The organism is Fenollaria sp., from assembly GCF_057222035.1.
Map to the genome: position 1 here is coordinate 72,779 of NZ_JBXXYC010000004.1, position 19,745 is coordinate 92,523.

Here is a 19,745-nt window from a genome sequence, read left to right on the forward strand (position 1 = left end):
ATCAATAATTTAGGACCATGCCTAATATGTAAAAAAATAGTGTGACAGTAAAAACTATCACACTATAGTATTATTTAACTTATTTGTCTTCAGTTTTACCTTTTGAAATTTCGTTAAACTTTTCTAATATTCTTTCTCTGTCTGAACCGAATGTTGATAGATCTTCCTTAACTAGTCTGTCCTTTGGTAAACCTAGGTCGTAGCCTTGGATGCCAAGAACGATAAGTTGGTTAGAGTCTTTTCCGTCGATTTCAGCGATCATCTTTTGAGCGTCTTCACTTAACATGAAGTCGATGAAAGCCTTTGCAACGTCAACGTTTTCGCTACCTTTGAATATAGCAACTCCTTCTGGTACCCAGCAAACGCCATCTTCTGGATATATAACTGTTAAGTTATTGTCTTTAGCTGCGTCAAATGCTTTTTTATCAGCAGGAATTATACCGATGGCGAATTCGCCTTGAACAGTTTTTTCTTGTGGGTCTTTACCTCTCTTTGAGTAGAAGTCAATGTTATTGTTGATGCCTTCAAATACTTTCCAGCCTTCTTCTTCGCCGTAGATGTCTAGTAAGCCCTTAAGAGCTGCATAGTTAGTTCCTGATATAGCTGGGTTACTCATGATAACTAAGTGTTGGTATTTAGGATCAGCAAGATCTTTCCAAGTCTTAGGTGCTTCTAAGCCTTTTTCTTCAAGGATAGCGTTGTTAACGATGAAGCCAACAACAGTGATACCCTTAGAGATGTAAGCGCCGTCTTTGTCCTTGTATTCTTCAGGAACAGTAGCAGTTACATCAGAAGTATAATTTTCTAGAAGACCGTCATCTCTTGCTGCCATGAAAGCGTCAAGTCCGCCTCCGAACCAAAGATCAGCCATTGGCTTGCCTTCAGCCTTAGTTCTTGAAATAACTTCACCGCTTGACATAGATAAGAATTCTACCTTAGCACCAGTTTTTTCAGTAAACTTATCAAATAAAGGTACATAAGAATCACTTGTAGCAACAACATTTAAAGTTTTGCCTTCAAAGTTTTGAGCATCTTTATTTTCTTCTTCTTTATTTTCTTCTGTGTTTTCAGCTGTTTCAGTTTGAGTGTTTTCTTCAGCTGGTTTTTCTTCGTTGTTATCTTTTTTACCGCAGCCAACTATTACTAGTGAAGCCATGATTAAAATTGATAACAATACTAAAAATTTTCTTTTCATTAGTTTATCCCTCCAGACGATATTGTAACAGAAATTTAATAAATAATCAAGATATATTGATTTATTAAATATTGAGTGCTATAGCTATAGAAAATATTTATACTTCTTTTATCTAAGTGACGTATCACTATGTTTTACAATATAGTCAACAATTTTTTCTAAATACTCTTTGTCAGTGGCATCAAAATTACTATATTCATACGAGTCAATGTCCAAAACGCCAACGCCGCGAGTCATATTATATATAGGAACGACAATTTCACTTTTGCTCAGAGAATCACATGCAATATGGCCAGCAAAGCTATTAACATCATCGACGACAATAGTCTTTTTATTTGAGTAAGCAGTGCCGCAAACACCCTTACCAAGCATTATCCTGTTACAAGCGGGTTTGCCTTGGAAGGGACCAAGTACAAGATTAGTTCCGTCGTATAAATAAAATCCCGACCATGACACGCCATCAATCAAGTGATATATAATGGCAGCCGTATTTGCAAGATTCGCTATAAAATTCGTTTCCTCTTGAAATTGGCGCCTAATCATCTCGATGGCAAGCTTATATTTATCCTCTTTACTTAAATTATTCGCTCTACTTATGTCAATCATTTAATCACCTCAAGAGAATATTAACATAAATACGTTATTTTGTAAATAATTTTGTGTTTTTGGGTAATAGTATAAAAAGGGGGAGATACTATGTATTCAATTATAGTAGGAGCTTTATCAGGTTGGATTGCTTCATTAATAATGAAGGTTGATAAACAAATGGGCTGGATCAAAAATATATTAGCTGGAATCATAGGCGGCGGCATTGGTAGATGGATTGCCAAAATCGCACGCTTTGAGGCAAAAGGAGGCTTCGTTAATGATGTAATCGTTGGCGTTGTCGGCGCAGTTGTACTAATTTGGATAGTTAATATGTTTTTTGGAAGAAGAAGATAATAGATTTAATTATATGAAGAACTCTTGGGTCGTGTCTCAAGAGTTTTTTATTTGCACAAATAAAGCTAAGTGTCGTTTAATAGATTTAAAAAATAAGTAAAATATTGGTTTTGAAAAAAATGTGATATAATATATTTATTACAATGAGAATTAATAAGCAAAACATTATATATAATAGGAGGCAATTATGAAATTTAAAATCAAAATTTTGGAAAAAATAAAAACATCAACTATAATAGAACTTATTTTTTCACTATTATATACTATGTGTATAGCGTTAATACCATATGTTCAAAAAGAATTGTTTAACGGTATAGGTAATAATACTAAAAATTTATTAATAAATTTGGGATTTACATATTTGGCGTTAATATTAGGTAGCGCTATATTTCAATTTATATCACAATACAATGAATGGAAGAGGGATAAGGAATTCGTTAAGTATACGAAAGACATTATTTTCAAGTCAATTTTCGGAAGACCTAACTACGTCTTTAAAGAAAAAAGCGTTGGTGAATATTTAACTATAACAAATAATAATGTTGAAATCATAGAAGATGAATATTTATCAACATATGTCGATATAATTAAATCTATTGTTCAATTACTTATATATACAGTTTCCTTAGTTGTTTTTGTGGACTATAGGATAGCCATTGCTATTATTTTAGCATCGCTTATAAGTGTAATAGTCCCTAAAATAACTGCTAAGAAATTAGCAGAAAAAAGAAAATTTTATCAAGATAGTTTTGGTAATTATACTGACATTTTAAACGATTTTTACTTGGGACATATGGGACTAGATGAAGCATCAAAACATGGAATAACGAAATATCATTACCAAAGACTATCTGAAACAGAAGACCAAAAATTAGCATTTGGCAAATTTAAAACTTTTGTTAATATTGTTAACGGTTTTGTTATGGATTTAGTTAGTCTTACAGCATTTATAATGGTAGGCTATTTACTTATTAGGGGTGAAATTACCATTGGAGCAGGGGTTGCAACATTTGCTTATATTGAAAGCTTTATTTATCCTATTAAATATATTTTAAACGATGTAAATGCAATAAACTCTTGCAAGGAAATCGTTAGAGAAGCAAAAGAAATAGGAAATGAGTATTTAGAAAATGAAAAAGAAGATAGCTGCATACTGCCTGAGTATAATGAAATATCTTCTTTGAAATTAGAAAATTTAGAATATGCAATAAATGATTTTTATTTAGGTCCAGTAAATATTGAATTTAAATCAGGAAATAAATATCTAATAATAGGTGAAAGTGGCAGTGGTAAGTCAACACTACTAAAGACCATTGTTGGACAAATTGAGCACGATAGAGGGGACATTTATATAAACAATGAAAGCATAAGTAATAATTTGTCTGAATTTGCTTCAGAAAAAGTTTTTTATATTACTCAAAACTCACATGTTTTTTCAGTACCTTTTCTTGAACAAGTTACACATTTTAATGCATATGATGAAAAAGACATTTATTCTTATTTGGACAAATTACCTAAGACTATTGTTAATAGGTTAGTAAATTCAAATAATTGTAATGAACTAAGCGGTGGCGAAAAGCAAGTAGTGAACATCTTGACCTGTGCCTTAGCTAAAAAAGATATTATTTTAGTAGATGAAGGATTGTCAGCTATTGATATTTATACTAAAAAACTTGTTCGTGATAAAATTATCTCCAATTACAATAGTAAGATTTATATCGAAGTATCGCACGATCTTGGCACAGATAATATTGACTATTTTGATTATATAATTCGAATAAAAGAAGGCAAAGTTTTAGATGTATATACCAAGCAAGAATATATATTGGCAAAAAATAGTTAATGATATATATATAGGAGGCAATTATGATAAGAGATAAATATAAAAAGAATTTTTCTAAAATTTTATTGCTATTTATTACAGGTATAATCGTAGGTAGTTTGAGCATATTTCCTATGGTTTTTATTCAAAAAGTTATAGATTATTTAACATTGGGAAATCAGAGCGAATTTATTAAATACATAATACTTTATTCGCTTGTTTATATTTTAGTCAATATGTTTAAAATAGCTCTTGTAAATTTCGGATCGAAATTTGAATTGAATTTGAATAGAGATATAAAAGATGAGATTGTTGAAAGTATTCTTAGTACAAAGATTGAACAATTAGAGCAAGCTGGACGCAGTAACGTCTTTAATGTTATTATCGACGATTTAAAATCGCTTGATGATAAACTAATATCATTAATATTTGATTTAGGCTTTTCGATATCAAGCTTTATAATTGGTTCCATTATAATTATAAATTATGACTATATAATGCTATTTGCGATGATTATCATATCTGCCATATCGACAGTAGTGATTCAAAAGATTTTACAGAGTTCAGAGACAGCATCTGAAAAGAGCCAAATTCAAAGACTTAACGTAATTAATAAATTTTTTGACATTATTGTTGGAGCTAGAGATATAAAACTATTTAATAAAGAGAAAGTTTTTACAAGTGAGTTTCACGAAGAGAATCATGAATTAACTAAGCTTGACAAAAAAATTGTAAATATTAAAAATGTTTCTCAAGCACTTGTAAGTTTATTGTTTAATCTGATTATGGCAACTCTAATTTTTATTGGAGGTATGCGTGTTAGCCAAGGCAGTCTCTCTGTAGGAGCGCTAATCGCCATCATATTATATGCATCGATGATCACTGATCCAATATTTAATATCATAGAAAATCAAAAAGAAATATCCGCTTTTAAAAACTCAGTTAAAAGAATAGATGAGACTTTCAACAGCATAGATAGAGAAAATATTGATTTAATCGAAGACTTTAACGAAATTCAATTTAAGGACGTTTCACTAAAATATGGAGATAATCAGATTCTAAATAATTTTAATTTGATTATAAATAAAAATGATAAATTAAAGATTAACGGCAGAACTGGTTCGGGTAAGTCGACCATCGCAAAACTAATTACTAATATGTATAAGCCGACTTCAGGTCATGTTTATGTCGATGGCAAAGAAAATCAAATGATATCTTTATCAGCAGTTTTTCAGGAGAATAAATTGTTTAACATGTCAATCATTGATAATATCACATTCAAATCTAAAGTTGACGAGGACAAACTCAATGAGATTATAAAGATATGTAGACTAAATGAAGTTATTGAAAAATATGGCTTAAATAATATTGGTTTTGATAGTAGCACTCTATCTGGCGGCGAGAAGACGCGAGTATTACTAGCAAGGGCCTTATACAAGGACTGCGAGCTATATATCTTTGATGAGATAAGCACAGGACTTGACGAGACGCTATTCTATGAGATATTTGATGACACTATGAAATATTTAAGATCAAAAACAATTATTACTATTGACCATAAATACATTGACGAAAAGTATTTTACAAAGAGCATTGCTATATAAATTAAATATTTTTGACAAGTAATAATATTTGAGATTTATAAATGGATAGGATCTACTTTCTTATCCATTTTTTGCATGAAAAAGGCGGAACCAAATCGTTCTGCCTAATATAATCTTATTAAACTTTTCCTGTCACTATCTTAAACGCTAAATAAAATATCGATGCGACTTCTTGTAAATAGTTTTTGACTAGTATATCTTGTGGTGTTTTGGCTGAGTACAGCTCGTGCTTGATTCCGATGTATTTACTTATTAAATCGAGCCTAAACATGTGAAAGCCGTTTGACACGATTAAATAATTTTTATCTTTACCGGCTATGTCGCTTGCAAACTCAAGATTTTCTATAGTATTTTTAGAGTTCTCTTCGGTGATGACGTCACTTTCATCAACTCCAAGTGATACAAGATAGTTTTTTGCTATCATCGCCTCGCTTATGCTTTCGCCCTGACTCTCAGCTCCTGTAGTGATTATCTTTGCGCCTCCATTTATAGTATAGTACTCATACGCTGCGTCAAGCCTATACTTTAGTGCGAGCATCGGCTCATTGTTCTTGCATCTTGCTCCTGGTACTATGATGTACTCAGGCGAAGTAGTAGGTCTCTTGCTGTTATTAAAAATAACTAAGAGCTCCAAAACTATTGCCAAAGCTAAAAATATTTTTATTAATAGCTTAATTAGTTTTTTTATCATTTTAATATATACACCATTACTGGTCTTCTACCAAATTGCATGCACTCCCAAACTGTATCCATGAAAAGGTCAACTCTCATGCCCTTGATAGCGCCGCCAGTATCTTGAGCGATTGCAAAGCCATAATCAGGAATACCTGGTGTTAAGCTCTTGATATATAGCTTGGTGCCTAGAGGTATTACACGCGGATCAACAGCAACTGTGCCTCTTTTAGCTCTTGCGCCTGAAGCAGTTATGCCGTAGCCTTTGTCACCAGGCCTCTTGCCAGTTGATTGGAAGCCAGCTTCATAAGCAGTTGCTACCATTTTAAAAGATTTTCTTGCTGTAAAGTCGCCTCTATCGTTAGTGAAAACATCTTTTGTGCCTTCTTCAAAAACTTGGTCAATAGGCTTAACTATAGTTTCAACGTGAATTATCTCTTCTTTAATAAGTTTGTCACCTGCATAATACTCTTTGCATTTGACTTTGTTCTTGCCGTTTACTCCTTGAACTAAAATCTTGCTTTGATTATGGTTTAGTTCTTTGTTTTTCTTCTTAATAGTTTTAAAAGGTGCATCTACTTCTTTTTCAACGACTTTAATCTCTACCTTTATTATACTAATCTTTCCTTCACTCTTAAGCTCTGTATCTAAAGACGGTATGACGATGTCAATATCATCAATTTTAATCTTTAGATCATCTAAAAGCTCTTTAACTGTAGTGCATGAAGTTTTATATGTCTTAATGACTCCATTGTTATCAATCTCATATACGTGATTTTTAGCATCTTTAGCGAAAGAAAGACTTGATACTATTAATAAGAATAAAATAAAATTAATTAATTTTCTCATAGTCTTCTCCTTTCATTTTTTTAATATATGCTATTATAACAAAATTAAAGCACTTTTGTCAAATCGAGGCTAAAATTCTATATCAAGTGAGACTGGACAATGGTCTGAACCCATGACATCATCAAGGATTGCTGCGTCTTTGATATTGCTTTCAAGCTCTTTTGATACTAAGAAGTAATCAATTCTCCAGCCAGCGTTTCTCGATCTTGCTCTTGTTCTGTATGACCACCATGAGTATTTATCTTCAAGATCAGGGTAGAAGTATCTAAATGTATCGATGAAACCCGAATCAAGTAGCAAATTAAATTTTTCTCTCTCTTCATCAGAAAAACCTGCCTTGCCTCTATTTTCTTTTGGATTCTTAAGGTCAATCTCGTTGTGAGCTACGTTTAAGTCGCCGCAAACAACAACGCCCTTAGTTTTTCTTAAACCATTAAGATATTCTCTAAAAGCATCTTCCCACTCTTGTCTGTATTTTATTCTTTTTAACTCATTTTGAGCGTTTGGCGTATAAACATTAACAAAGAAAAAATCATCGTATTCAAGAGTAATAACTCTTCCTTCAGTATCATGCTCAGCTATGCCAAGACCATAAGTCACATTTTTTGGCTCAGTCTTAGTAAGTATCATGGTTCCTGAATAACCTTTCTTTTCAGCGTAGTTCCAATACTCGTGATATCCTTCACGCTCCATTATAAGTATTCCTTCTGATATTTTAGTCTCTTGAAATGCGTATATATCAGCCATAGTGTCATCCAAAAACTCATTAAAGTTTTTCTTAAGGACGGCTCTTATACCATTAACATTCCACGAAATAAATTTCATTTAATCACCTCTTTTAAAATTTTCACATCCTTATCACCATTCTATCACAAAAGACGTTTATAATAAAGACAGAAAAACAAAAGGAGGAATAAATTATGAAATTTGATGAATTTGGCAATGAAATTATTGATGATGAAGAAATTATTGAAAATAATGATAATTGTGATGACAATTGCAATTACAATGACAATAGCAATAGCAATAGCAATGATAATAATAATGACAATGACAATGATTTTTCATCTGATGATGATTTTACTTATGAAAGAAAAACTTACAGGAGGGCAAATCAATATGATAGGCCTCAAGCAAGCAGAGCAAAATTTTCTTATAACGAGGTAAATAAAAAAGAAAAGAAGCGCTATGGAACAGGTGTTCTTATCTGGTCAATAATATTTGCGATTTTCTTTGGCACGCTAACAGGTTTTGGCGGAGCTTACATGTTTAACAAGGCAAACGATGTATATAACTATATGCGCAGCGAAGCGAAGAATGATACACAAAAGATTACAATTGATCAACCGACTGAAATAGTTGAAGCAGCGACTAAGAAGGCTATACCATCTGTTGTAGGTATAACTACTCAAGTGATTTCGAGAGACTTTTTTGGTAGACAAGCTTTAGGAAAGGGCACTGGCTCAGGCGTTATAGTTAATTCAGATGGCTATATCATCACAAACGCTCACGTTGTTAACTCAGAAGTTCAAGAAAAAAATAACGCTTTTGATGATTTTCCATTTGGAAATGAATTTCCTTTTGGTGGCGGATCAAAGGGCGATAAGCAAAGAAAAACTGACGATGAAGATGTAGATGAAGATGATGATGACGAAGAAAATAATAACAATGACAGTGACAATGACAACGCTTATGATTACAACAGCAAAAATAAAGATAATAAAAAGCAAAGTAAAGGCGGCAAGATAAACGTTTTACTTGACGACGGTTCAACACATAAAGCAAAGATAGTTTGGATGGATAAGGACATGGATCTTGCCATAATCAAGATAAATGCAAAGAATCTTCCAGTTGCTGAACTTGGTGATTCAGACAAAGTACAAATCGGTCAAATCGCCATCGCCATAGGTAACCCACTAGGTCTTGATTTTAACAGAACAGTTACTTCTGGTGTTATCTCTGGTAAGGATAGAACTATAAAAGTAGAAAATCAAGTTATAAATAATCTAATTCAAACAGATGCATCCATCAACCCAGGAAACTCTGGTGGACCGTTACTAAACTCAAAAGGCGAAGTCATTGGCATTAACACAGTTAAGCTTACTAACGCAGAAGGCCTTGGTTTTAGCATACCTATCAATATGATTAAAGGCGTTTTGAATTCAATCTTAAAGACAGGCAAGGCACAAACAGCTCAACTAGGCGTTTCTATCTATAATGCAAAAGATTATGAAGCAGCTCTAAGAGTTAAATTAAACACAAATAAGGGCGTTATCGTCTTAAGCGTTGCAAGTGGTACTGCGGCTGACAAAGCTGGTATCATGGCAGGCGACATACTACTAAAGGTAGATGACAAAGAAGTTACAGATGTTAATACACTTAAGTCAATAATGTTCGGCTACAATCTTGGTGACGAAGCCACTCTAAAGATTAATAGAAATGGCAAGGAAATGGACGTTAAAATCAAGTTTACGAGCATGAACAAAAACTAATTACTGTAATTACTTTAGTACAATTATAAAATAAATATATATAAATGATTGACAAAATTTATTAAGTATGCTATACTATATATAGATGTAGATAAAATCTATGAAGTATATGAAGGGTGGGATTCATCTTATGAACGAGATTAAGAGAATTAGAAGAAGTGTTGAGAGTATTTTAGGTAAAAAAGTGCATCTAACGACAAATGTTGGCCGAAATACCTTTGTCGAGGCACAGGGAGTAATTACTTCAGCATATCCAAATCTATTCACAGTTACTCTAGAAGATGGACAAAATAACGATCAGGTTATATCGTATACTTATTCAGATGTATTAACATCGACAGTAGTAGTAAAAATAATCTAAAAAATATCCTCACAGCGATGTGAGGACTTTTTTTGCCTTTTTATGGATTATGATTAAATTTTTATAAATATATTTTATAATTATTATTATGACGCTTAAAATATTTTTTATAAGATTAATTTTGCGTCAATATCATGAGCAATATTTTAAATAAAAATAAAACTATACATTGAATTTAAAATGTGTTATAATGAATGTAAGAGTGGAGGAGTATGTAAGGTCATGTTAAAAACAAAATCTTATGCGAAAATTAATTTGCATCTTGAAGTCATATCCAAAAGGGACGATGGCTTTCATGACATCATCACTCTTATGTCTAAAATTAATCTTTATGATGAGATAATTTTTGCTAAGGCAGAAGATTTTATTATTAATAGTAATATTGATATAAAAGATAATATCATGAAGAAAGCTTATGATTTAGTAAAAGAGCTTAGAGATATAAAAGGACTAAGTATAGAGCTTAAGAAGAATATACCTATGGGCGCTGGTCTTGCTGGTGGCAGTTCAAACGCTTATGAAACAGTTAGGGCGCTTGATGAGCTTTATGATTTATCCTTGACAAAAGAAGAATATTTTGATATTCTTTTAAAGCTTGGTAGCGACTGTAATTTTTTTACTGCTAAGTCGGTTGCCGTTTGCACAGGTAGAGGCGAAAAAATTAAAGAGGTAGAAGGACTTAAAAAATATAAGGTGCTTTTAGTTAATCCTGGCATAAACATTAGCTCGAAAGATGTTTATGAAGGTATGTCATTTGATGGAGATTACTTAAGCAGTGAAGCTATTGAAGATCTTATAAAAAAAGATGATTTTAAAAGGTTTAAAAACAATATGCAAGACTTTGTTTTTGCTAAATACATAGCTGTTAAGAAGCTTTTTGATGAAATGAGTGCTTTGGGCGGCTTCAAAACCATGATGAGCGGCTCTGGTTCGAGTGTCTTTAGTCTATTTGAGAATGAAGAAGAGCTTCAAAAGGCTTATGATTTAATGAAAAACCGCTACCAATTTGTGATTAAAACTCACTTGATATGAGGTGATTTAATGCTACAAAAAATATTAGAACCAATATTTACATTTTTATATATAGTAATAATATTTGTTATGGACAATTTTATAAATAAATATAATTATGCTGACAAAGATTTTAAGCTGCAAAGCATATTTACCAAGACATATGTGGTCTTTGTCACCCTTTTCTTAGGTATCAGGACTTATGCTTTATTTTTAGCAGATGATGAGAAGATTATAAGGCTTACAAACATCTCTTTATTTATAAGTTCACTTATGATACCAATACTTTTGATAATATTTTATTATCTAGCGGCAAGAACACTAAAAAAGAGAAGGATGCCAGATGCATCAAACATAATTTATTTATTAAGTGCGATACTGATGATACTAACACTGCTTCCGCAAAATGGCTGGTTCCAAGACAGAATCAGCACCTTTATGGAAGTATTTAGAACCATAATCGCTTTAATACTAAATGTATTAATTTTCTTAAGCGTTTTTAAAAATGCTGTCAGAAGAAGAAATGTAAATATACAGAGGGCATCACTTTTATTCTTTTTAGCGGGATTATTCTATTGCCTTGCAAATATTTTAAGAATAGCTAGAGCAAAGAACATTCTTTATGTGCTTAGCTTAATATTGATATTAATTATGATATACACATGGTACAGAACCATTCGCAAAAAAACTGAAATATATAGAGTGTAAAGGAGTTTTTAATGAAAAGACCTGTTTTTGAAGCATTATCAAAATTAAAAGACGAAAATTCGGTTTCTTTCCACATGCCTGGACATAAAGGAAAGAACACACTATTTAACTGGGGCGATTACATCCCAGCTATTGACACGACAGAAACTTATGGCATGGACAATTTGCTTGAACCAAGAGGAGTTATACTTGAGAGTCAGCAAGAAGCTGCTAAAGTATTTGGTGCTATGAGCACTTACTACGCTGTTAATGGTTCTACTGGTAGCATATACATTGCTATCTCAACTATAACTAAGCCAGGTGATACCATCATTGTTCAAAGAAACTGCCACAAATCCGTATATAACGCTTTGATACTAAATAGATTAAATCCTGTTTATGTATATCCAAAGTATAACGATGACTATCATGTTCTAACTGGCGTTGACCCAGATGAGATAGAAGACTTAATCCTTGACAATCCTGAGGTAAAGGCTGTTGTAGTAACTCACACTAATTACTACGGAATCGCTTCAGACCTTGAAAGGATAGCAGAAATTTGTCATAACTATGGTAAGATACTTATGGTTGACGAGGCTCACGGACCTCACATGAAATTTGATGACAGACTACCTAAGTCAGCTCTTGAATGCGGTGCGGATATAGTTATACACTCAACTCATAAAACACTTACTGGTTTTACACAAACATCTATGATACATGTTGGTTCTGAAAGAATTGATACAAATAAACTTAGAGATAGATTCCAGCTATATACAACAACTTCACCATCATATTTATTCACACTATCAAACGAAACAGCTTGTGCATACATGGACGGTGAAGGCAGAGAAAAACTTCATCACAATGTAACTAAGTGTCTAGAATTTATTGAAGAGCTTAAAAAGATTGACAGAGTTGAAGTTTTTGAAGGCGATGACTTTGATAAAACTATCAAATCAAAGGACAATACTAAAATATTATTCAAGCTTGAAGGCGTTAAGGGCTCAAGACTTAGAAAAGAGCTTTATGAAAGACACAATATTAGACTTGAAATGAGTGATTATTACTACGCTCTAATATTTGCAACGCTTATGAACGAAGACGAAGACTATGAAAAGCTTCTTGAAGCAATTAGAGACCTTTCAAAGAATCTTTCTTATGAAGAGGTTAAGCATATAAGAGTTAATATGCCTGATCCAAAGATTATTATTAGACCAGCGGATGCATATTACTCATCAAAGAAGATAATTAGCTTAAAGGATTCACTTGGAGAGATAGTAACATCACCAATAATCCCTTATCCACCTGGAGTACCTCTACTTGTTCCTGGCGAAGAGATTACTGAAGAGATACTTGATCACATACAATTCCTTAAGGAATCAGACTTAAATATTGTTGGCCTACTTGGCGAAGACCAAGACTCATTGGTTGTAGTTGACTAATGAAGGGACTAGTAATAGCTCTTGAAGGACAAGACGGAACCGGCAAGAGTACTGTTATAAACGCAATCACAGGCTATTTTGATGAGATGGGCCTTGATTATATAAATGCGCGAGAGCCTGGCTCAACTGATATTGGCGAGAAGATAAGAGATATCTTAGCTGATAAGGCTAATAAGGATATGGATTATCATACAGAGGCACTTTTATTCGCATCTTCAAGATCTGAACTATATGACAAAGTGATTAAGCCAAATGTACGTAAAGGCACTTCTGTCATACTAGATAGATTTTTATTGTCATCACTTGCTTATCAAGGCATAGTGAGAGGACTTGGCGTAGATGAGGTCATGAAGATAAATGATTTTTTCTTAGAAGGCTTTAGACCCGACCTAACTATACTTATGGATTTGGATGCAAAAAAATCTTATGAAAGACTTAAAAAGCTTGGTGAACTAGATAGGATAGAGTCTTTGGGAGAGGACTTCCAAGAAAAGGTTCACCTAGCCTACTTAAAGCTTTATGAAGAAAATCACATGAAGCTAATCAAATTGGATGGTACTAAGGATAAAGAGAGCCTTGCTCACGAAGCCTTAGATGAAGTAAAAAAATTAATGAAGGAGTGGTAGTATGAAACTAATTGTAGCAATTGTTCAAGATCAAGACGTAAATGCACTAATGGATTCACTTACAGAAAAAAAGTATAGAGTGACAAGATTATCTTCAACAGGCGGATTTTTAAAATCTGGTAACACTACATTACTAATAGGTGTTGAAGACGATAAAGTAAATGAAGTTAAAGAACTTGTTGATCATAATTGCAAAACAAGAGAGATAACTACATCTTTACTTACTGTTACTATGCCTGGAGATACTTTTGTACCTTATCCACTTGAAGTAAAAGTTGGTGGAGCAACATTATTTGTATTAAACGTAGAAGAATTTTTAAGAGTATAGGAGAAAATTTGTGTTTGAGAAAATATTTGGAAATGATGAAGTAAAAAAAATACTTTATAACGATATCAATAATAAAAAAATTGTATCATCCTATATTTTTGAAGGCAAAGACAGTGATTATCTAGAAAGCCTTGCGATGGAATTTGCAGGGCTTCTTCTTAATTCTAAAATCCCAGAGAAAAAGGCAGATTTTGCCTTGTTTGGCAAGGGCGAAAAAATCAAGAAAGAGGATGCTCAGTCCATAGCAAAAGATGTTTATATAAGACCTTTTGAGCTAGACCGAAAAGTTTATATGCTCTTAGGAGCAGAAGATATTCAAATTGAGAGTCAAAACGTTCTTTTAAAAACACTTGAAGAGGCGCCAAGTTATGTTGTAGTCATCTTAGTTACTAAGAGCCTTAACATGATTCTTGACACCATCATCTCAAGAAGCAAAGTGATTAGAGTTATGCCTCTTAATAAAAATGAGCTTATGGATTATATCAATGAAAATTATCCAAAGCTAGACAATAAAGAGCTTTACGCATCCATATCCATGGGTGATATAAGCGCGCTTAAATCTTTTATAGAAGATGAAAAAGAGATGACGCTTAGAAAGATGAGCATAGATGCAGCCATTAAAGTATTAAATAAAAAGCGTTATGAGAGCGTTAAAGAAATTGATTTTTTTGAAGAAAATAAAGAAAATATTGAAAAAATACTTACATACTTTGAAATTTTTATCAAGGATATAGCCTCGAGTGCTGATAGGATAGTTAATCTTGACTATAAAGATGAGATTAAAAATCTTAAAGGGCTTGCGCTATATGATTTGGTAGATAGCATTGACATGATAGAAGAGACTAAGAGATACTTAGGTAACAGCGGTAATTTCAGGCTGCACCTAGAGACTTTAGTTTTAAATATGGTAGAAAAATTTGATAGGTGATTATATGAATAAAAAAATAATAGGCGTTAGATTTAAGCCCATAGGAAAAATATTTTATTTTGATCCTATGGAGCAAGAATTTACTACTGATGACAAGGTTGTAGTCGAGACAGTTAGAGGACTTGAGCTAGGTGATGTTGTCGTCGCTAATAAGGAGATAGACCTTGACGACTTTGGTATACCTCTTAAGCCAATCATAAGAAAGGCGACTGAAGAGGACATCGCTCAAAAGAGGGACAACGACATAAGAAAGGCAGAGGCAAGAGAGATATTTATTCAAAAGAACGAAGAGTATGGTCTTGGAATGAATTTACTAGATATTGACTTCACTCTTGATTTGAATAAAGTTATATTTTTCTTCACAGCTGAGGGCAGAGTTGACTTCAGAGAGCTAGTTAAGGATTTAGCAAGAATATTTAGAATGCGTATTGAGCTTAGACAAGTTGGCGTTAGAGATGAAGCCAAATGCATACCATCAGTTGGTAAGTGCGGTAGAAAAACATGCTGCTCATCATTTTTAGGTGAGTTCTCACCTATAAGCATAAATCTTGCTAAAAACCAAGACTTGACTCTTAACGGAAGTAAATTATCTGGTCTATGCGGAAGACTTATGTGCTGTTTAAATTATGAGGCTGATCAATACAATGAATTAGTTGATAAAATGCCAAAGATAGGCGCAATAATTATAACTGAGCAAGGCAAAGGCGTTGTCATCGATAGATTCATTCTTAAGCAATCACTAAAGGTTGAGCTTAAGGAAGGCGAAAACCTTGGTAAAGTTATATTGACATTCGCTGATGAAGTTAAAGACACAGGTAAGATTGACAGGAACTATGTACAAGAATCATACACAGACGATGATCAAGAAGATATTAAAAATATAGAAGGTGACTAGATGTTTATACAAGATAAGAAATTACTTATAGAATATGCTAAAAAGATGATTAAAGATGAGCTAACTGTTGGCACAGCTGGCAATTTAAGTATATATGACCCAGATGAAAAGGCGATGGTTATCACACCATCTGGCATACCTTATGACAATATGAATTTCGATGATCTTGTAGTCATGGACTTGGACTTAAATATTTTAGAGGGCAAGAATAAGCCATCAACAGAATCTTTTCTACATGCACTTGTTTATAAAAACAGACCTGATATTAAGAGCATAGTTCATACGCATTCAATATATGCAACTAGCTATAGCACACTTAGAAAGCCACTTGAAGCACTTCACTACATCATGGCTGATCTTGGCGGAGAAGATATAAAATGCGCTGAATATGCTGTTTTTGGCACACAAGATCTAGCTGAGAAGGCTCTTTGTGCACTTAAAGATAGAAAGGGCTGTTTACTTGCTAATCACGGCGTTTTAGCGCTTGGTAGTGATTTGAAAGAAGCTTACTCTAATGCAAGAACCATTGAATATATCGCAAAGATGTATCATATAGTACGCTTTGAAGACGATGTTCATGTATTAAAGAAAAGCGATATAGATGCAGTCATTGAGAGGATGAAGTCCTATGGACAAAAATAATAGGATGGACAAAGACCTTGGTTTCATGCTTAAGTATGAGAACGTTGCTTGGTTTGAAGACGGCAAGGTCAAGATACTTGATAGAAGAATATATCCAATTGAAACGCGCTACGAAATTTGCTCTAATTACAAAGAAGTGAGAGACGCCATCAAAAATATGGTTACTCAAAGTGCTGGGCCATATACTGCCGCTTTTATGGGCATGGCACTTGCTGCTTATGAAGCAAAAGATTTTACTGAAGGTAAATTTATTAAGCACATGAACGAAGCAAAGCTTGCTCTTGCCAATGCTAGAGAAACAACATCATTTAGAATGATGCAAGTAACTGAAAGGGCCTATGATATTGCCAAGGACGCGATTGAAAAAGGTTTAGTTCCTTACGAAGAAATATTTAAAGGAGCACTTGAGTCATTAGAGAGAAGATACTCAGCCATAAACGAGGTGGCAAAAAATTTAGCAAAGCTAATGCCAGACGAAGGCGCCATCATGACGCAATGCTTTGGCGAGACCATAGTCGGCTACATGATGCTTAGAGCAAAAGAGCTTGGTAAAAAGATAAAAGTTTATTGCCCAGAGACAAGACCATTCTTACAAGGAGCTAGACTAACAGCTTCAGTACTAAGAAGTCAAGGCGAGGACGTTACAGTCATCACTGATAATATGGGCGCGTGGACGATGAAAGAAAAAAATATAAGTTTATTTACTTCGGCAGCCGATAGCATTACAAAAGAAGGCTACGTTGTGAATAAAGTTGGCACTTTGCAGCTAGCAATTTGCGCAAAATACATGGGTATACCATATTTTGTAACAGGCATACCTGATTTAGGCAAATCGATTGACGATATAAGTATAGAAAAAAGAGATCCTCATGAAGCGACATCCTTTATGGGCAAGAGCCATGTAATGAAGGGCGTTAAGGGATATTATCCAGCCTTCGATGTGACTCCTCCTGAACTTGTTTCAGCAGTTGTTACAGATAGAGGCGTTTTTGCGCCTTATGATTTAGCTTCATACGGCAAGATGGGAGAAGTGGATTATTATTAAAATGTTTAAGGAAATGAATATTTACAAAAGAATACTCATAAGCATTGCCATAGTTTTAATTTTAGTGCTTGCGGCAACATTTGCCTTTCCTCAAAAAATTGTGGATCTAATGATGAAACTCAATTTCAATCGCGAGAAGACACTTAGTCTTGATAAAGTTTATACAAGAAATTTAACCTCTGACATGAGAGTTTGTTTCAGAAATGGTCATATTTATTATCATAAAGATGGTACACTTGTTATGACAGGCCTAAGCGACGAAGACGTTATGAGAAGAGACTTTGAGGCGAAAACTGCAAACGTACTTTTTAAGGACAAGTACATCTATTCAACTGACGCTCCTAATGGTGTTGTCAATATTTTGAGCTATGATGACCTAAAAGATGTGAAAAGCTTTAATTTTGATGAAGCTATTTCTTTTATAGATGAAAAGGACGGCAGATTCACAGCTTGGCTAAGCGATAATTTCAATGAAACGCTTCGTACTTATGACGATGAGTTCACTGAACGCTTTAGATATAAGGCATTGAACCCAATCTTGACATACAATGTTGATAAAGATTTCAAAACTATGCAGATAGCGTCATTTGACCCATATTCGAGCGATATCAAAGCATCTTTGTACAAAGAAATTAACAGAAAAGGCGAGAATAAACTTTATTATAAATTTAACGACGAAGTCATTGCCTTTATCGGCAATCTTAAAGATATGAAGATAGTCGCAACAAACAAGGGACTTTACTATATGCAAGAGTCATCCATAGTTTTTAAAAAAGAGTATAACACTCTTAAAGACATTGCCATAGATGAAGGAAAAGTTTATCTTCTTTGTGATGACAAGCTTATGACGCTTAATAATAAGGCAGAAGTTTTGGAAGAACACACATTTAATCAAAATGTAAGAAGCCTACTTAAGCATAATAATGACTACATCGTTTACTCAGAAAGAGAAATTTATATACCGTTTAAGGGCAAGTACTATATGAAAGATATGCAAGAGGACATCAGAAATATTTATATTAGTGGTGACTTTATCGCAATAGTGTCTGACGAAAATATAACAATTTATTCAATGAAAATAAGCTAAACTATTAGATTTATTTATAATAGATGAATATATCTTGACATAAGATGATTTTAAGTATAAATTATAATTAGGAGGCGGTATTTATGAAGGAAATAGATGCAAGAAAATTAGAATGTCCAAAACCAGTTATATTAACAAAGAAAGAATTGGATGCAATGGAAACAGGAGTAGTTTGCACACTTGTTGATAATAAAGTTGCTACTGAAAATTTATCAAGATTAGCTGAGTCCATGGGCTTAAAGGCTACAGTTGAAGCAGTTGGCGAAGATTACAAGGTAACTATAAACAAAGATCATGCAGTTGAACTAAAATCTGATGACGAAACATTTGTTATAGGTGTAGGCACAAACGTTATGGGTCACGGCGATGAAAAACTTGGTGCTATATTAATCAAGAGCTTTTTATACACTGTTTCACAAACAGCTCCACTACCAAAAACTATTGTCTTTTTCAATGGCGGAGTTAAATTAACTTGTGAAGGAAGCGAAGTGCTTGACGATATCAAGAGCATGGCAGACAATGGCGTTAAGATTATCTCTTGCGGAACTTGTCTTGACTTCTACGGCTTAAAAGAAAAATTAGCAGTTGGCGAAATTTCTAATATGTATACTATTTACGAAACATTAGAAAAAGCAGATAGAAATATAGTTTTATCATAATGAAAAAATATGTTTTAAGCTTCAACTCAACTCACCACGCAATACTTGCAGAAGGAGTTTTTAAGAGTGAAGCTATAGAGTACAAGATGATACCAACACCAAGACACGTTAGCTTATCTTGCGGCTTGTCAATAGTTTTTAGCAAGGATGACCTCGATAAAGTAAATAAACTTATCGAAGACAAGGAAATTGAAGGCGAGGTCTTTGATTACTAATGCTTGAGTATAGGCTAGATGACATTGTTAAGATGAAAAAGTCTCATCCATGTGGAAGTGATGAATTTAAAATCATTTCAGTGGATGGGAAAATAAGGCTCAAGTGCATAAAATGTGAAAGAGTCTTAGACTTTAGCAAAAAAGACTTTGAAAAATATGTGAGAAAAATTTTTAAAGACGGAAAATTTATAAGCATAAGATAAAGAGATGTGATTTTTATTTCACATCTCTTTTTTGTAT

23 protein-coding genes are annotated in these 19,745 nt (G+C 33.3%); 18 read left to right on the forward strand and 5 right to left on the reverse strand.

Translation table 11 applies throughout. The features are described 5' to 3' along the window. Positions 1-79: 79 nt before the first annotated feature. Together AC2UOP_RS04515 and AC2UOP_RS04520 are read right to left on the reverse strand one after the other, a co-directional pair. A complete protein-coding gene (locus AC2UOP_RS04515) occupies positions 80-1,195 on the reverse strand; it encodes an ABC transporter substrate-binding protein (protein WP_484832785.1) in 1,116 nt (371 codons plus the stop codon). A 108-nt stretch (positions 1,196-1,303) separates the two neighbouring features. Continuing rightward, on the reverse strand, positions 1,304-1,801 hold the full coding sequence (locus AC2UOP_RS04520) for a GAF domain-containing protein (RefSeq protein WP_484832786.1): 498 nt from the start codon (positions 1,799-1,801) through the stop codon (positions 1,304-1,306). Positions 1,802-1,891: 90 nt separating this feature from the next. On the opposite strand from AC2UOP_RS04520, the gene AC2UOP_RS04525 reads away from it, so the two are divergent. The 3 genes from AC2UOP_RS04525 (at position 1,892) to AC2UOP_RS04535 (ending at position 5,563) form a co-directional block, all read left to right on the forward strand. Beyond that, positions 1,892-2,137 carry a GlsB/YeaQ/YmgE family stress response membrane protein gene (locus AC2UOP_RS04525; protein ID WP_484832787.1) on the forward strand — a complete coding sequence of 82 codons (246 nt, stop codon included), beginning with the start codon at positions 1,892-1,894 and terminating at the stop codon, positions 2,135-2,137. A gap of 187 nt (positions 2,138-2,324) precedes the next feature. Further along, on the forward strand, positions 2,325-3,980 hold the full coding sequence (locus AC2UOP_RS04530; protein WP_484832788.1) for an ATP-binding cassette domain-containing protein: 1,656 nt from the start codon (positions 2,325-2,327) through the stop codon (positions 3,978-3,980). Between the two features lie 23 nt (positions 3,981-4,003). Further along, positions 4,004-5,563 carry an ABC transporter transmembrane domain-containing protein gene (locus AC2UOP_RS04535; RefSeq protein ID WP_484832789.1) on the forward strand — a complete coding sequence of 520 codons (1,560 nt, stop codon included), beginning with the start codon at positions 4,004-4,006 and terminating at the stop codon, positions 5,561-5,563. A gap of 118 nt (positions 5,564-5,681) precedes the next feature. On the opposite strand, the gene AC2UOP_RS04540 is transcribed toward AC2UOP_RS04535, so the two are convergent. The 3 genes from AC2UOP_RS04540 to AC2UOP_RS04550 all read right to left on the reverse strand — a co-directional run bounded on the left by AC2UOP_RS04540 (position 5,682) and on the right by AC2UOP_RS04550 (position 7,909). Beyond that, positions 5,682-6,254 carry a YdcF family protein gene (locus AC2UOP_RS04540; protein ID WP_019214062.1) on the reverse strand — a complete coding sequence of 191 codons (573 nt, stop codon included), beginning with the start codon at positions 6,252-6,254 and terminating at the stop codon, positions 5,682-5,684. Then, positions 6,251-7,084, reverse strand: a complete 834-nt coding sequence (locus tag AC2UOP_RS04545; protein WP_484832790.1) for a G5 and 3D domain-containing protein — start codon at positions 7,082-7,084, stop codon at positions 6,251-6,253. Before AC2UOP_RS04545 ends, AC2UOP_RS04540 begins: the two co-directional genes overlap by 4 nt. A 69-nt stretch (positions 7,085-7,153) precedes the next feature. Beyond that, entirely contained in the window at positions 7,154-7,909 is a 756-nt protein-coding gene (locus AC2UOP_RS04550; protein ID WP_484832791.1) for an exodeoxyribonuclease III, read from the reverse strand. Between the two features lie 95 nt (positions 7,910-8,004). Here AC2UOP_RS04550 and AC2UOP_RS04555 point away from each other — a divergent pair, with 95 nt between their 5' ends. The 15 genes from AC2UOP_RS04555 (at position 8,005) to AC2UOP_RS04625 (ending at position 19,708) form a co-directional block, all read left to right on the forward strand. Further along, positions 8,005-9,576 (forward strand): S1C family serine protease, encoded by a 1,572-nt coding sequence (locus AC2UOP_RS04555; protein WP_484832792.1) that lies wholly within the window; start codon positions 8,005-8,007, stop codon positions 9,574-9,576. 130 nt (positions 9,577-9,706) lie between these two features. Beyond that, complete coding sequence (locus AC2UOP_RS04560; RefSeq protein ID WP_019214058.1) at positions 9,707-9,937, forward strand: Veg family protein; 231 nt, start codon at positions 9,707-9,709, stop codon at positions 9,935-9,937. Positions 9,938-10,159: 222 nt separating this feature from the next. Further along, entirely contained in the window at positions 10,160-10,969 is an 810-nt protein-coding gene (ispE, locus tag AC2UOP_RS04565) for a 4-(cytidine 5'-diphospho)-2-C-methyl-D-erythritol kinase (RefSeq protein WP_484832793.1), read from the forward strand. Between the two features lie 9 nt (positions 10,970-10,978). Further along, positions 10,979-11,656: a hypothetical protein gene (locus AC2UOP_RS04570; protein WP_484832794.1), complete on the forward strand. Its 678-nt coding sequence runs from the start codon at positions 10,979-10,981 to the stop codon at positions 11,654-11,656. A gap of 11 nt (positions 11,657-11,667) precedes the next feature. Then, positions 11,668-13,080, forward strand: a complete 1,413-nt coding sequence (locus tag AC2UOP_RS04575) for an aminotransferase class I/II-fold pyridoxal phosphate-dependent enzyme (RefSeq protein WP_019214055.1) — start codon at positions 11,668-11,670, stop codon at positions 13,078-13,080. Then, positions 13,080-13,706, forward strand: a complete 627-nt coding sequence (gene tmk, locus AC2UOP_RS04580; protein ID WP_484832795.1) for a dTMP kinase — start codon at positions 13,080-13,082, stop codon at positions 13,704-13,706. The genes AC2UOP_RS04575 and tmk overlap by 1 nt, the downstream gene beginning before the upstream one ends. 1 nt (position 13,707) lies before the next feature. Next, the gene (locus AC2UOP_RS04585; RefSeq protein WP_019214053.1) at positions 13,708-14,034 is read left to right on the forward strand and encodes a cyclic-di-AMP receptor; all 327 of its coding nucleotides are present in this window, start codon (positions 13,708-13,710) and stop codon (positions 14,032-14,034) included. Positions 14,035-14,044: 10 nt separating this feature from the next. Continuing rightward, positions 14,045-14,962, forward strand: a complete 918-nt coding sequence (locus AC2UOP_RS04590) for a hypothetical protein (protein ID WP_484832796.1) — start codon at positions 14,045-14,047, stop codon at positions 14,960-14,962. A gap of 4 nt (positions 14,963-14,966) precedes the next feature. Further along, positions 14,967-15,857, forward strand: coding sequence for a PSP1 domain-containing protein (locus AC2UOP_RS04595; protein ID WP_070600464.1), 891 nt, complete (start codon positions 14,967-14,969; stop codon positions 15,855-15,857). Further along, positions 15,858-16,499, forward strand: a complete 642-nt coding sequence (locus AC2UOP_RS04600) for a class II aldolase/adducin family protein (RefSeq protein WP_484832797.1) — start codon at positions 15,858-15,860, stop codon at positions 16,497-16,499. Further along, positions 16,486-17,544, forward strand: a complete 1,059-nt coding sequence (locus tag AC2UOP_RS04605; RefSeq protein ID WP_484832798.1) for an S-methyl-5-thioribose-1-phosphate isomerase — start codon at positions 16,486-16,488, stop codon at positions 17,542-17,544. Before AC2UOP_RS04600 ends, AC2UOP_RS04605 begins: the two co-directional genes overlap by 14 nt. Before the next feature lie 13 nt (positions 17,545-17,557). Further along, a complete protein-coding gene (locus tag AC2UOP_RS04610; protein WP_484832799.1) occupies positions 17,558-18,631 on the forward strand; it encodes a hypothetical protein in 1,074 nt (357 codons plus the stop codon). 83 nt (positions 18,632-18,714) lie between these two features. Further along, positions 18,715-19,290, forward strand: a complete 576-nt coding sequence (yedF, locus tag AC2UOP_RS04615; protein WP_019214047.1) for a sulfurtransferase-like selenium metabolism protein YedF — start codon at positions 18,715-18,717, stop codon at positions 19,288-19,290. After that, on the forward strand, positions 19,290-19,505 hold the full coding sequence (locus AC2UOP_RS04620; RefSeq protein WP_484832800.1) for a putative Se/S carrier protein: 216 nt from the start codon (positions 19,290-19,292) through the stop codon (positions 19,503-19,505). Before yedF ends, AC2UOP_RS04620 begins: the two co-directional genes overlap by 1 nt. After that, on the forward strand, positions 19,505-19,708 hold the full coding sequence (locus AC2UOP_RS04625) for a DUF951 family protein (RefSeq protein ID WP_484832801.1): 204 nt from the start codon (positions 19,505-19,507) through the stop codon (positions 19,706-19,708). The genes AC2UOP_RS04620 and AC2UOP_RS04625 overlap by 1 nt, the downstream gene beginning before the upstream one ends. Positions 19,709-19,745: the final 37 nt, after the last annotated feature.